Below are 13261 nucleotides of genomic sequence, written 5' to 3' on the forward strand. Positions count from 1 at the left end.
CGCACCCTTTCCCTCGTGAGGAAGCGTCTGGGTTCGTTCCGGCCGAGTCGCCGGCTGCTGTTCGCGGCCGGGACCGCGGCGGCTGCGTCGACGGTCGCCGCCACCGCGGCGGAGGCGGTCCCAGGTTCCCCGGCGGCCACCCTCGACACCGCGGGCGGGCTGCTCTCCCTCGGCGCTTACGGCTCGGGCGTGCTCGGTGCCTGGGAGCGCCAGGCGCGGGCGATCTCGAACGAGCAGCAGATCCGCCGGACCCGGGAGTCCGACGGCGTCTTCATGTTCGGCGACAGCATCGGCGTTCAGGACGGACCGGCGCTCGCCCGGCAGCTCACGCAGCTCGGGATCAGCATCGCCGTACACAACTGGGCTGGGCGGCCGGTGACCCCGGCGGTCGACGCGCTCGACCTCTGGGCGCAGCAGTACGGCCTGCCGCACCGGATCCTGATGTCGGTCGGGTCGAACGACATCTTCACGCCGCCGGCCGTCGAGGCCCAGGTCGACCGGACCATGAGGATCGTCGGCGACGAGCGGATCGTCTACTGGGTCAACGTGCAGGCTGCCCGCACCGCGCACGGACCGGACATCAAGGTCGCGGACCAGCGCAACAGCGCCTGGATCAACCTGCAGCTCGCCGACGCCCAGCGTCGCTACGACAACCTGCGGATCGTGCACTGGGCCGAGCACCTGGCGTCCAGCCCCAACCGCCTGGCCCGCCTGCTCCGCGACGGCCTGCACCCGTCGGTCCCGCTCGGGCAGAACGCCCGCAACGGCCTGATCATCGAAGCGATCAAGGCCGGCTGAGTGCGGCGTCTCCGCCGCACCCAGCCGTACTCGTTCAGAACCCTGCAGTGATCCGGGTGAAGTCCCAGTCGCCCTGGGCGATACCACTGCAGTTGGACACCACGCCGCCGCCGGCGCAGCCGCGGTCCCGGTTGACCGACCAGAACGCCAGCCGGCTGAGTCCGTTGCTCTTCGCCCAGTTGGTGATGTTCTGCCAGGTCGCGGTCGTGGTCATCTCCTGCTGGTCGGACAGACCGTTCATACCGGAGATGCCCTGGTGCGCGTACGCCTCCGCGGTGGACCAGCCGAAGGTGGCCTTCAGCTTGTTGTTCAGGCCCTGGGACGCGCCGACCGTGTCGTTGTAGATGTTCGAGCTGCCGAAGTCGAACGGCATCAGCGTGAAGATGTCGATGTTCGCGCCGAGTTCCTTCGACCGGTCGATCAGCCGGTTGCCGTAGTACGTCGGACCCGTCGTCGACGTACCGAACGTGAGAATGGTCTGGATCCCCGGGTTGTTCTGCTTGACGATCTTCAGCGCGTTCAGGATCCGGTCCTGGACAGCCTCGTTCTCGAACTCGTCGGAGTTCTCGATGTCGATGTCGATCGCCTTCAGGCCGTAGGCGTTGATCACCTGCTGGTACGCACCGGCCAGCGCCTCGGGCGTGCTGCAGTTCGGTCCGAGCTTGTTACCGCTCCACCCGCCGATCGACGGCACGATGTCGCCGCCGGCCGCACGGATCTGGGCGATCGCGGTGGCGTCGGCGCTGCCCTGGAGCGGACGGCTGCCGTCCCAGGCCGGGTTGCAGCCACCGGACGACAGGATGAACGCCATGGTGAACCACTTGATACCGGTCGCGTTCATCACGGCCGTGGGGCTCGGCGGGTCACCCCAGCCCATGTAGAGGTACGGCGCGGCCTGCTTGGTGCCTGTGTTCCCGCCACCGGTGCCGGTCTTGACGGAGATGCTGCTGCTCTTGGCGCCCTCTCCGGCGCTGTTCGACCCACTCACCTGGTAGCTGTACGTCGTGTTGGCGGCGAGTCCGGAGTCCGTGTACGACGTACCGGTCGGGCTGCCGACCTTCGCGCCGTTCCGGTAGACGTTGTAGCTGGTCGCGCCGGACGCGGCCGACCACGTGAGGCTCACCGACGACGCGGACGACGTACCGGAGAGACCTGTGGGTGCACCGGGGACGGTGCCGCCACCGCCACCTGCGCACGAGCCGCCGTTCAAGCGGCACGCGGCGAGACCGGGGAAGTTGCCCGGGCTGCCGTTGAAGCCGAACGTGACAGTCGCGCCAGGAGCCAGCGGACCGGCCCAGCTCGGCGGTGTGAATGTGTGCGTCTGTCCGCTGCCGGTGTGGGTGGCGTCCCAGGTAGTGCTGACGGTGTAGCCGGACGGGAAGTCCAGCGCGACCGACCAGGTGCTCAGAGAGCTGGTGGTGCCGTTGGTGACGGTCACCTTGCCCTCGAAGCCGCTGCCCCAGTCGGACACTTTGGTGAAGCTGGCAGTGACACCTGCCGCGTTGGCTGCCTGTGCGGTCAACAGGGCGACAACCACGGCCGTGACGGCCGCTATCGCCAAGGTGATGCGTTTCATGATGCTCCGATCAGTGGGCGGTACGTGATCAGACCCGGCCCCAGAGTGCGGGGACGTTCGGCGGCTCCCAGCCGACCAGGGACGTGTGGCCCTGGATGCACTTGTAGGTGACGCCGTCGTAGCTCACGAGCGCACCGGTCGCGTACGCCGTGTTCGGGGCCCACGGGGTGGCCGTGCCGGGCGGAGTGGTCGGCGGCGTCGTCGGGGGAGTCGTGGGTGGTGTGGTGGGTGGTGTGGTGGGTGGTGTGGTCGGCGGCGTCGTGGGAGGCGTCGTCGGCGGAGTAGTGGGCGGGCCGCTGCAGCCGGCCGTGTCGGCGTTGACGGAGTCGACCACGTTGTTGAAGAGGGTGACTCCCGGGTCCAGCGCCTCGAGCGAGTACATCATCGCGCCGGCCAGCCCGTTGCAGTGCTGGTAGTCGGCCTTCGCCTTGATCGACTGGGCGTTGTCACCGGACCAGAACGTGCCCTTGCTGTAGAACCAGGACGACTTGGTGGCGTCGTCGAAGTGTGTGGCGGAAGGGTTGTCCACGAAGCCCGTGAGCTCCTTGTAGAACGAGACACCCGGCACGTTGCCGCTCAGCGCGTGTCCGTCGGCCGGTCCGGTCGCGGTCTGGTACTTACCGTTGTCGGTGGCCGGAACACCCTTCCATCCCCTGTAGTAGAAGGGATATCCAATCGTCAGCTTGTTCGCCGGGAACCCGCCCGGGATGCCGTACGCCGAGTCGCCGGTGGTCCACGCCTTCACCGCGGAGTCGACCGAGTACTTGCCCTGACCCGGCGGGATCGGGTTGCTCGGATCGTTCGGCGCCGTGTAGAGCGGGTCCTGGAAGTTCGTCGGCCCGGTGGCCTCCCAGCCGCCGTGCATGTCGTACGTCATCACGTTGTTGTAGTCGAGGTACTGCCCGATCTTGTCGGTCTCGATCGTGGCGATCTTGTCCTGGCCGGCCGGGGTCGCGGCGGTCAGGTAGTACTTCTTGCCGGTCTGGCCGCCGTACGCGTCCAGCTGGGCGCGGAACTCGGCCAGCAGCAACGTGAAGTTCTGCTTGTCGGCGGCGCTGTAGTGGTTGCCGACGTGACCGTTGGGCGAGCCCGGGTACTCCCAGTCGATGTCGACGCCGTCGAAGATGCCGGCCGCCGTACCGGGGCCGCCGAAGCCGTCGATCACCGGCAGGTCGCCCTTGAGGAACATGTTCACGCAGGAGCTGACGAAGGCCTTGCGCTTGGCGTCGGTCGAGGCGGCGTCGGAGAAGTACTTCGAGTACGTCCAGCCGCCGATCGAGATCAGGATCTTCAGGTTCGGCAGCTTCGCCTTCAGCTTCTTGAGCTGGTTGAAGTTGCCCTGGATCGGCTGGTTCCAGACATCGCCGACCCCGTCGACGCTGATGTCCGCGCCGTACGACTTGCCGTAGTCGGCGAACGCGTCCCCGGCGCCGTCACCGGCGTTCGGGTTGTTCTCGTCCTGCGACGCGGCCTTGTTGGCCATGAAGCAGGTGTGGTTGACCGGATCGATGTTGGCGAACGCGTAGTTCAGGAAGTCCAGCTTCGCGCCGGCTCCGGTGGTGATCAGGTTCTTGGGATAGAAGGCGTTGGCGTAGATCCCCCACTGGGTGAAGTACGCCGTCTTGACGCCGCCGCTGGTCGCCTGTGGCGCCGCGACGGCTGCGTTGGCCGTGGTGGCGTCCGAGCTCGCGAGAGAGACGCCGGCGGCGGTGATCAGGGCGGTGGCCGCGACGGTTGCCGTGGCGGCGAGCATGCGCAATCGACTCATCTGTTCCTCCGGAGCGATGGGGCGGAAGCGGTCCGGTGAAATTTAGTTAAAGACGCTTCGAAAGGAACCGTAACCGTTCCCGGCGGGTTGGTCGCGGGCTCGTCGTGGCGGGTTCCCGCTGCTGACGGAAACCCGACAACCCTTTGTCCACAGGGCTCCGGTCGCGTTCCCGGAAGCGGCCCGGCAACGGCATGTTCTTGGTATGGACACGAACTCACCAACCCCGTCGGTGCTGATGGCAACTACCAACGAAGCCCTGCTCGACGACCTGCTCCGGCTGGCCGCGGCCGCATCCGTCACGCCTCGCGTCGAGCACAGTTTGCTCAACCTGCGGCGCAACTGGCATGCCTGTTCACTGGTCGTCATCGGCCGCGACCTGGCCGAGCGGCTGGCGCGCGTTCAGCCCGCGCACCGGCCAGGAGTGGTCGTGGTCGGCTCGACCTCGGACGGCGACGATCTCTACCGGTGCGCCTTCGACGTCGGCGCCGACGCCGTCTGCCGACTGCCCGACGACGAGCCGCTGCTTGCCGGCAAGCTCGCGGATGCCCTGGACGGTGTCGACCGCTCCGCCGTCACGCTGGCGTTCGTCGGCGGCTGCGGGGGAGCGGGTTCGACCACGCTCGCCGCCGCGGTGGCCGTCCTCGGCAACCGGCGCGGGTTCCGCACGATGCTGATCGACGGCGACCCGCTCGGCGGCGGCATCGAGCTTGCCCTCGGCATCGAGCACGACCCCGGCGACCGCTGGCCCAAGCTGCTGAACGCGTCCGGCCGGGTCAGCGCCGCCGCCCTCCGCTCCGCACTACCTTCCGTCGACGGACTGTCCGTTCTGTCCTGGGACCAGTCCGACGTCACCGTCCTGCCGCCGGACACGATGAGCTCGGTGATCGGCGCCGCCCAACGCAGCACCGACCTGGTTGTCCTCGACCTACCGCGCCGCGCAGACCCTGCCGTCGAAGAGGGCTTCATCCGCTCCACGGCAACGCTCCTGGTCGTCCCTTGCGACGTCCGCTCCGTCGCAGCCGCCAAACGCCTCTCCGGCCCTCTCCGAGCAGTCGCCGGCGACCTCCGCGTGGTGGCCCGAGACTCCCGCCCCGGCCTGGCGCCCACCGACGTAGCCACCCACCTCTCCTTGCCCCTAGCAACAAAACTCGGCCACGACCGAACGCTCTCCACCGCCATGGACCAAGGTCACTTCCCCCTCAATGCCCGAAGCCCTGTAACCCGAACCGCCACCGCCCTCCTGGACCTCTTCCCTCCACCTCAGTTGAACCGCAGAACAGAGGCGCCCGCATGACCAACACCGTCGTACCTGCTGGTCTTCTCGACCGCGTCCGCGGCACCCTCGCTCTCACCGGCGCCGAGCCAACTCCAGTGCACGTAGCAGCAGCCCTCCGCGCCGATGGCACCATCTGCGGCGATGCCATGGTCCTCGCGGTCGTCACCGCCCTGCGCAGAGAAGCCCTAGGAGCCGGCCCACTCGACAGCCTGCTCGCCGAGCCCGGCGTCACCGACATCCTGGTCAACGGCCCCGACGAGGTCTACATCGACCGTGGCCGCGGCCTCGAGTTCGTCGCCATCCGCACCGGAGACGAACCGGCCATCCGCCGCCTGGCCACCCGCCTCGCCGCCGCAGCAGGCCGCCGCCTCGACGACTCCACCCCGTACGTCGACGTCCGCCTCTCCGACGGCACCCGCTTCCACGCCGTCCTGTCCCCGATCGCCGCCCCAGGAACCTGCCTGTCCCTCCGCGTCCCGTCCCGCAAGGTCTTCACCCTCGACGACCTGGTGTCCGCTGGCGCCCTCCCGCAAGCAGGAGCCGCGATTCTCCAAGACCTCCTGGACTCCCGCCTGGCGTTCCTCATCAGCGGCGGTACCGGCACCGGCAAGACAACCCTGCTCAATTCCCTGCTCTCATTGGCCAATCCCGCCGAACGCCTCGTCCTGGTGGAAGATGCCAACGAGCTCCGCCCCGATCACCCACACGTGGTCCGCCTGGAGGCCCGCCCACCCAACATCGAAGGCACCGGCGAGATCTCCCTCCGAGACCTGGTCCGCCAAGCCCTCCGCATGCGCCCCGACCGCCTGGTCGTAGGCGAAGTCCGAGGGCCAGAAGTAGTAGATCTCCTGACCGCTTTGAACACCGGTCACGAAGGCGGCTGCGGCACCATCCACGCCAACTCCGCCTCGGACGTACCCGCCCGCCTGGAAGCCCTGGGCGCCCTCGCAGGCCTGTCCCAAACCGCCGTCCACAGCCAAGCAGCCTCCGCCCTACACGCCGTCATCCACCTGACCCGAACCCCCACCGGCCACCGCCGAATCACCGAGATCCACACCCTCACCAAACCCCCGAACGGCCCTCTGATCACCCACCCCGCAGTCACCTTCCATCCCAACAACACCCTCACCCTCCACCCGCCATCCCGCCTCTTCACCGCCCCCGCTCAGGCAACCCCCGCAGGTGCCGCATGAACCCAGCCGTCCTCGCCGCCTTCCTAACTCTCCTCACCTGCACCTTCGCCCTCCCGCCCCGATCTGCAGGCCTCCACCGCCTGACTCCTGCCGCCCGCGCACAACGAACTCGCCACCACCTCAAATCCCCCCGCTCCCGAATCTGGCTCCTAGTCCCGCCAACCGCAGTAGCCACGGCCGTCCTCGGCACCCCAGCGCTCGTCACCGCCCTGGCAACAGCCGCCGTCCTGGCCCTGATCGCCCACCAACGAGCCCACCACCGACAACAGAAATCCATCGCAACCCGCCGCGCCAACATCATCGAAGCGCTCGACGTACTCTCCGCCGACCTCACCGCCGGCCGCCCGCCCATCACTGCCCTGGAAGGCGCCGCCTCGATCAGCCCCGACTTCGAACTACCCCACGCCGCAGCCAAACTCGGCGCCGACGTCCCCGCCGCGCTGACCCGAGCCGCCACCAAGCCCGGCGCAACCAGTCTCCGAGCCCTGGCCGCAGCCTGGCGCGTCACCGAAGAATCCGGAGCCGCCTTCGCCACCCTCACCGAACGCCTGGCGGACTACCTCCGAGCCAACGAAGCAATCCACCGCCAAACCGAATCCAGCCTCGCCGGCGCCCGCTCCACCGCCCGAATCCTCGCGATCCTCCCGGCCTTCGGCATAGCCCTCGGCTACCTCCTAGGAGCCCACCCCCTCACCTTCCTAACCACCACCCCACCCGGCTGGCTCTGCCTAGCCACAGGCCTAGCCCTAACCGCCACAGGCCTCCACTGGACCACCCAAATAGCCACCCCCCAAACCTGACCCCTCACCGCACGCGCCCGCACCCGACGAGACTTCGCATGCTCCACGCACTGACCGCAGCCATAGCGGTTGCCCTAAGCACCTACTTCCTCATCCCACCTCATCCCAACCTCCGCCGCCTCACCCCACCGCAACCTCGCGTCCGTAACCGGACCCCGCGCTCCCACCGTCTAGCCGCAACTGCCGCGACACTCGCCGCGCTCATCCTCATCGGCCTCCCCTGGGGCCTGATCCCAGCCGCGATCGCGTACTACTTCATCCCCCGAGCCCTCTCCCGCCTAGAACCAACCACCACCAAACAGCGCAACGCCCACATAGCCCGCGACCTCCCCCTGGCGATCGACCTCCTCACCGCATGCCTCCGAGCCGGCCGCCCACCCCAACACGCCCTGACCCTCGTAGCCGAAGCCCTCCCAGGACCACTAGCCGACGTCTTCACCAAGATCGCCCACCACCTGGCGTTAGGAGCCGACCCGACCACCGCCTGGGCCCACCTACACACCGAACCATCCTGCGCCCCAATGGCCCGAGCCATCACCCGCTCACTCCGCTCCGGAGCCCCACTCTCCAAAACCCTCGAACACCTCGCCGACGAAACCCGCCGAGCCCACCATCACACGGCCGACCAACAAGCCCGAGCCGCAGAATCCCGAGCCACCCTGCCACTAGGCCTGTGCTTCCTCCCCGCGTTCGTACTCCTCTCAATCGTCCCAACAATCGCCGACGCCCTAATCCCCTACCTCTTCCACCCCTAACCGCTCGAGGCCCGGCGGTGGAACTGGGTGGTGAACGCGTCGGCCGGCACGACCACTGGCTGCTTGTGTCACCAATCGCGGGTTGTGCAACCCGTGAGCGGTGCAACAACCCGCCGTCCGCACGAGACACGCCCCACGCGCCCCCAAACCGGCTCTTGTGACGTATGTGTGGGTCGGCTGGGTTGAATTGGGCGTCGCTGGGTGGCCGGTCTTCGGGCATTGGGCTGGATAACCCCTCGCGTACAGGGTTCTCCCGTCGCGTATCAGTAGAGAACCCACCTTTCGAGGGGATAACCGTTCTATGCCAGGCACGTGGTGGGGCGGGGCAAGAAGTCGTCGCTATATGCAACTTTGTTTCCCCACTCTTGGGGTTGGCGCGGATCGGGCAGGAGTTCTCCCCACTGACCTCCGTCCCGGGTCCCTGGCTGGGGCGGACGGTCACCCACACATCGGACAGAAGAGCTCCCAAAACCCTTATCCACAATCCAGAACTCCTTTGAAAAAAGGCGATCCAACAACGGCATGTTTACCGACAACCGCTCGCAGCGTCGCACCCCATCCCGCAGGAGGCCCAAATGCCCAAGGCAGCAGTAGCCACCAGCAACCATCTACTCCCCACCGAAGCCAAGGCCTCGTCGCACCCGGTCCCATACCCCAATAACCAACTGGAGGCTCACACCCCCGACACCAACCGCCCCCGCCGTACAGAAATCCGCCTCCTCCGCAGTACGGGGATCCGTCGCCTTTGTGGCAAGGGCATCGACCGCCTCCGCCACCGCGCAGAACGCGGAGCCGTAACCGCCGAGTACGCCATCATGATCGTCGGCGCCTGCGCGATAGGCGGCGTTCTGGTCGCCCTCCTCAGATCTCCTGCGATGCAGAACGCCCTCAAAGCGATCATCAACTACGGCCTCAAGATCGCCGGCGTAGAAGGCGTACACATCTGACGCCAACCCCCGAGGCCAGCAGATCAATCGACCCTCTCGAGCTGGCGACCCCCTCGATCCGGCGGCCGGTCGATGCCCCCTCCACGACCGGCCGCCACCCAAAGGACCCCCATGCCCCACCGCCCGAACTCGTCCGCCCCGCACACTCCAGCCACACAACCAACCACCGCAACCGGACCCGACCACGCAACCGGACCCAACCACTCGACCCGAGGCCATCACGCGACCCGACCCGACCATGCGACCCGACCTGACCATGCGACCCGAGGCGATCATGCGACCCGGGGTGAGCGGGGGGCTGTTACGGCTGAGATGGCTCTGGCGCTTCCGGTGTTGGTTTCTGTTTTGCTGTTGGGGATTTGGTCCATCGGTCTCGTCGTGTTGAACATCCGGTGCATCGATGCCGCCCGCGATGTAGCTCGGGCAGTTGCGCGTGGTGAGTCGCTGGATCAGGCGAAAGCGATCGGTCGCCGAACCGTTCCCACGGGCACGATCGTCATCAACCGCGAGGCATCAGACATCCAAGTGACAGTCACTGCCATTCCTGCCCACAAGCCACCCCTCCTCGCCTTCCTATCTCCCACAAGCCTCACAGCAACCGCCACCCTCCAAGCGGAACCGGACACGCCATGACCCGTACCGAACGAGGCAGCGCCACCCTCCACACCCTGTTCGCAGCCGTACTCCTCTTCACAGCCCTCACCGCAGCAATCCTCTGGTCAGCGATCTCCACCACCCGCCACAAACTCGCCGCAGCAGCAGACCTAACCGCACTAAGCGCCGCCCAATCCCTCAACACCATCCAGTCCCCAACCACCGCGCAGCCCTCAGATATCGCGCAGCCCTCAGGCACCGCGCCCTGTGTGACAGCCGCGCGGGTTGCTGTGGTTAACAAGGTGCGGCTCGCTGCGTGTGTTGTTGCTTCCGGCGCAGTGACTGTTGAGGTCTCGCTTGAGCTTGATCTGCGCGTGGCGCGGCCAACTCTGACCGCGGCGGCGCGGGCCGGACCGCTATGACGTCGCCTCGTCAACCACTCGTCGCGCGCTCGGTTCTGGTGTGATCGCGATCTGGTCGCAATCTGGTAGAGATGCCGCGTTGATGTGGACGACGTACGGGAGGGCGCTCCATGATCGGGAACCGAGTACAGCTCATCTTCCCGGACGTACTTCCCCGGCGCCCGGACGGTTACCTCGGAGGCTCGTTTGCCCAACCGGATTCGGCTGCTGCTGGTCGACGACCAGATCCTCAGCCGAGGCTTGCTTCGCAGCGGTCTGGAGCGTGAGCGCGATCTGGAGATCGTTGCCGAGCTCAACCGATCTGACGATGTCGTCGGTGCAGCCAAACGGCACCGTGCGAATGTCGCGCTGGTCGATGCGGGCGGCCCGGGCAGCGACAGCATCACCGTCACGACGAGGTTGCGTACGTCGATGCCGGAGTGCCGGGTCGTGATGCTCACGACGTACGGGCGGCCGGTGCACATGCGTCGCGGGCTCGATGCCGGAGCGAAAGGGTTCGCGTTGAAGGGCAGTCCGGCGCCGCAGTTGGCGGACGCGGTGCGGCGGGTGCATCTCGGTCTGCGCGTGGTCGACGCGAATCTCGCGGCCGAGAATCTCAGGTACTCCGAGACTCCGTTGAACGCGGACGAGACCGACACACTGCGCGCGGCGCGTGATGGTGGATCGGTTGCGGTGATGGCACAGGAGCTCGATGTGTCCGAGCGCGTCGTCCGTACCCGGCTGTGGTCGGCTATCGGTAAGACCGGTGCGCATACCCGTTCCGACGCCGTCGAGATTGCGGAGCGAAACGGCTGGCTTCTCGACTAGGTGCCGTCGCTGGTCTGCGGGGAGGGGCAGACTGGGGTGGTGGATGGTGGGCGGAGTCAGGTCGTCGTTGTCGATGCTGCGAACGTGGTTGGGTCACGGCCGGATGGGTGGTGGCGGGATCGGGTTGGCGCGGCTCGGCGATTGCTGACCAGGCTTGCGGCGTTGCAGGAGCGATTGCCTGACACGGATGTGGTCGTGGTGCTGGAGGGTGCTGCTTGCCGGGCGGTGTCGGGGGATGGTGCGCCTGAGACCGGTCGTGTTCGGGTGGTGCTGGCGCCGGGGTCCGGTGACGACACCATCGTGAGCGTGACTGCGGAGGTTGTTGCGCAGCCGCAGCATCCTGTCGTCACTGTGGTCACCGCAGATCGCGGGCTCCGGCAACGAGTAGAACCCGCCGGGGCCATCACGACCGGACCTCGCTGGCTCTTGGATCAACTCGACGCACTACCTGGCTAGCCGACGCACGACGCCGACGGTTCCTGGGCGCAAGCGAGCTTCCGGGTAGGGGGCGATCGGCCTACTCTGGTTCGGTAGGGGAGGCGCGATGTCCAAGTTCATGGGGGCCTTTGCCGTGCAGGCCGGTGAGGGTGCGAAGTACACGACGCCCACTTCCGGCTCGGTCATCGTCAAGGCTGATACCGGCCAGACGAACGGCTCGTTGACTGTGCTCGAGTTGTTGATACCGCCGAACGACGGTCCGCCGGCGCACACTCACCTGCGTGAGGACGAGGTGTGGTACGTCGTCGACGGGAAGTTCCGGTTCAAGGCGGGGGACGCGATGCTCCGGGCGTCGACTGGAGGTCTGGTGTTCGGGCCGCGTGGGGTACCGCATGCTTTCCAGAACGTCGGCGACGAGGTAGGGCGGTTGCTGGTGATCACTACGCCGTCGGGGCTCGAGCGGTTCTTCGAGCAATCCGATGAGCTGTCGCGGCCGGTGGATCCAGAGGAGCTCGCGGCCATCGGGCGCGCTACCTGGATCGAGTTCTCCGGCCCGCCACTCGCAATCTCCAACCCCCTCTAACATTCCCACTCACGCTGCCCCCAGGTTGCGGGGCGGATGCTGGTTAGGTGCAGGTGGATAGGAGCTCGCCGGTGTGGGTTATGAGGAGGTGGGGGCCAGGGGCGGCGGGGAGGTGAGCTCTGTCGGTGCGGACGGGGTGGCGAGTGCCGTCGGGAGAGATGACCAGCGTGTTGGGGGCGTCGAGGGCGATGAGTTCGTCGTCGGCTCGAACCAGGACTGGGGCGGTGTAGGACCAGGAGAGGGCGGTTCGGCCGGCGGCTAAGGCTTCGAGGGTGGCGGCGGGGAGTTCGGCGGGGCCTTCGGCGGACGCGTCTACGGCGATCCAGGTGGTGGGTGAGCCGGGCGGCGTGATGGAGGTTGGGTTGTGCCAGTCGCTGCCGCCGATCGGGGTGGTGCCTTCGAGACCCCAGGCCTCCCACCAGGCGATCGGCCCGCCCCACGTGTGGTCCAGCCAGGAGGAGTGCCAGATCTCGGCGAGCGGTGGGTGTTCAGGGAGCGGGTGGCGCCAGGAGCAGTCGCCGCCGAGCGGGTGGTTGATCGAGAGGAGACCACCGCGGCGAGCGACCTCCGTGACCCACGTGGCGGCGGGTTGGCGGAAGTCGATCGGGCCGATGGCGCCGAACGCGTTGGCGTGGCCGGTGTCGGTGGTGACTTCCTGGCCGGGGATGAGGCCGAGGCCGAAGCGTTTGCTGAGTAAGGGGAGCTCGGCGTGGTGGGAGACGGTGTTGTGGTCGGTGACGGCTAGTACGTCGAGGCCGGCCGACACACCGAGTGCGGCGAGGTTGGCGATCGGGGTCGAGCCGTCGGAGTGGAGCGAGTGGGCGTGGAAGTCGCCGGCGATCCACTTCAAGCCGGAGGATGCGGGGAGGGTACGGCGCGGTGGTCGCTGGGGTACTGCGATTGCGGCCGAGGCATCGGCGTACTCGGTGAGGCCGGGGATGGTGTCGACCGGGCCGGTGACTGCTTCGACGAGGAGCTCTACGCCTTCGACCGGTACTCGATGCAGGCCGAGGACGACCCACCAGGTGCCTGGCTCGAGTTCGCCGGGGACATAGCCGGGGGTGGCTGCGTCGGGCGTGATCGCGAAGGTTTGGCGGGCGCCGCCCGACCACCCGCGCCAACCCGCGGCGCCTTCGCAGCCGATGTCGATGACGGCGCCTTCGACCGGCGGGACGGTGAGGGTGACGAGCAGGCCGGGGCAGTCGGCCGGGATGTCGACGGGCAGTGCATGCCAGACCGACTCGGCGCGATCGTCGAGTGTCCAGCGCCGACGGTACGACGTGACAGCCATCAGGCGATCTCCC

13 protein-coding genes are annotated in these 13261 nt (G+C 67.6%); 10 read left to right on the forward strand and 3 right to left on the reverse strand.

The features are described from left to right. Nucleotides 1-15: 15 nt before the first annotated feature. Complete coding sequence (locus tag ACLJOO_RS21330) at nt 16-798, forward strand: hypothetical protein (protein ID WP_410788996.1); 783 nt, start codon at nt 16-18, stop codon at nt 796-798. A gap of 34 nt (nt 799-832) precedes the next feature. Here the strand turns inward: ACLJOO_RS21330 and ACLJOO_RS21335 are convergent, their stop codons facing one another. After that, nucleotides 833-2374 carry a cellulose binding domain-containing protein gene (locus ACLJOO_RS21335; RefSeq protein WP_410788997.1) on the reverse strand — a complete coding sequence of 514 codons (1542 nt, stop codon included), beginning with the start codon at nt 2372-2374 and terminating at the stop codon, nt 833-835. A gap of 28 nt (nt 2375-2402) precedes the next feature. Then, nucleotides 2403-4142 (reverse strand): glycosyl hydrolase family 18 protein, encoded by a 1740-nt coding sequence (locus ACLJOO_RS21340; protein WP_410788998.1) that lies wholly within the window; start codon nt 4140-4142, stop codon nt 2403-2405. 202 nt (nt 4143-4344) lie between these two features. On the opposite strand from ACLJOO_RS21340, the gene ssd reads away from it, so the two are divergent. The 9 genes from ssd to ACLJOO_RS21385 all read left to right on the forward strand — a co-directional run bounded on the left by ssd (nt 4345) and on the right by ACLJOO_RS21385 (nt 11957). Then, on the forward strand, nt 4345-5436 hold the full coding sequence (ssd, locus tag ACLJOO_RS21345) for a septum site-determining protein Ssd (RefSeq protein ID WP_410788999.1): 1092 nt from the start codon (nt 4345-4347) through the stop codon (nt 5434-5436). After that, nucleotides 5433-6611: a TadA family conjugal transfer-associated ATPase gene (locus ACLJOO_RS21350; RefSeq protein ID WP_410789000.1), complete on the forward strand. Its 1179-nt coding sequence runs from the start codon at nt 5433-5435 to the stop codon at nt 6609-6611. The genes ssd and ACLJOO_RS21350 overlap by 4 nt, the downstream gene beginning before the upstream one ends. Further along, nucleotides 6608-7411 (forward strand): type II secretion system F family protein, encoded by an 804-nt coding sequence (locus tag ACLJOO_RS21355; protein WP_410789001.1) that lies wholly within the window; start codon nt 6608-6610, stop codon nt 7409-7411. Before ACLJOO_RS21350 ends, ACLJOO_RS21355 begins: the two co-directional genes overlap by 4 nt. A gap of 38 nt (nt 7412-7449) precedes the next feature. Beyond that, on the forward strand, nt 7450-8166 hold the full coding sequence (locus ACLJOO_RS21360) for a type II secretion system F family protein (RefSeq protein ID WP_410789002.1): 717 nt from the start codon (nt 7450-7452) through the stop codon (nt 8164-8166). Between the two features lie 575 nt (nt 8167-8741). Continuing rightward, nucleotides 8742-9113, forward strand: coding sequence for a DUF4244 domain-containing protein (locus ACLJOO_RS21365; RefSeq protein ID WP_410789003.1), 372 nt, complete (start codon nt 8742-8744; stop codon nt 9111-9113). Between the two features lie 111 nt (nt 9114-9224). Continuing rightward, the gene (locus ACLJOO_RS21370; protein WP_410789004.1) at nt 9225-9746 is read left to right on the forward strand and encodes a TadE family type IV pilus minor pilin; all 522 of its coding nucleotides are present in this window, start codon (nt 9225-9227) and stop codon (nt 9744-9746) included. Beyond that, entirely contained in the window at nt 9743-10129 is a 387-nt protein-coding gene (locus ACLJOO_RS21375; protein WP_410789005.1) for a pilus assembly protein TadG-related protein, read from the forward strand. The genes ACLJOO_RS21370 and ACLJOO_RS21375 overlap by 4 nt, the downstream gene beginning before the upstream one ends. Nucleotides 10130-10315: 186 nt before the next feature. Beyond that, entirely contained in the window at nt 10316-10936 is a 621-nt protein-coding gene (locus tag ACLJOO_RS21380) for a response regulator (protein ID WP_410789006.1), read from the forward strand. Nucleotides 10937-11480: 544 nt separating this feature from the next. Further along, nucleotides 11481-11957 carry a cupin domain-containing protein gene (locus ACLJOO_RS21385; RefSeq protein ID WP_410789007.1) on the forward strand — a complete coding sequence of 159 codons (477 nt, stop codon included), beginning with the start codon at nt 11481-11483 and terminating at the stop codon, nt 11955-11957. A 43-nt stretch (nt 11958-12000) separates the two neighbouring features. Here ACLJOO_RS21385 and ACLJOO_RS21390 read toward each other — a convergent pair whose 3' ends face one another. Further along, nucleotides 12001-13248 (reverse strand): CehA/McbA family metallohydrolase, encoded by a 1248-nt coding sequence (locus ACLJOO_RS21390; protein WP_410789008.1) that lies wholly within the window; start codon nt 13246-13248, stop codon nt 12001-12003. Between the last annotated feature and the right edge of the window lie 13 nt (nt 13249-13261).

The sequence above is a fragment of the Kribbella sp. C-35 genome (genome assembly GCF_046549195.1).
Taxonomy (GTDB): domain Bacteria; phylum Actinomycetota; class Actinomycetes; order Propionibacteriales; family Kribbellaceae; genus Kribbella.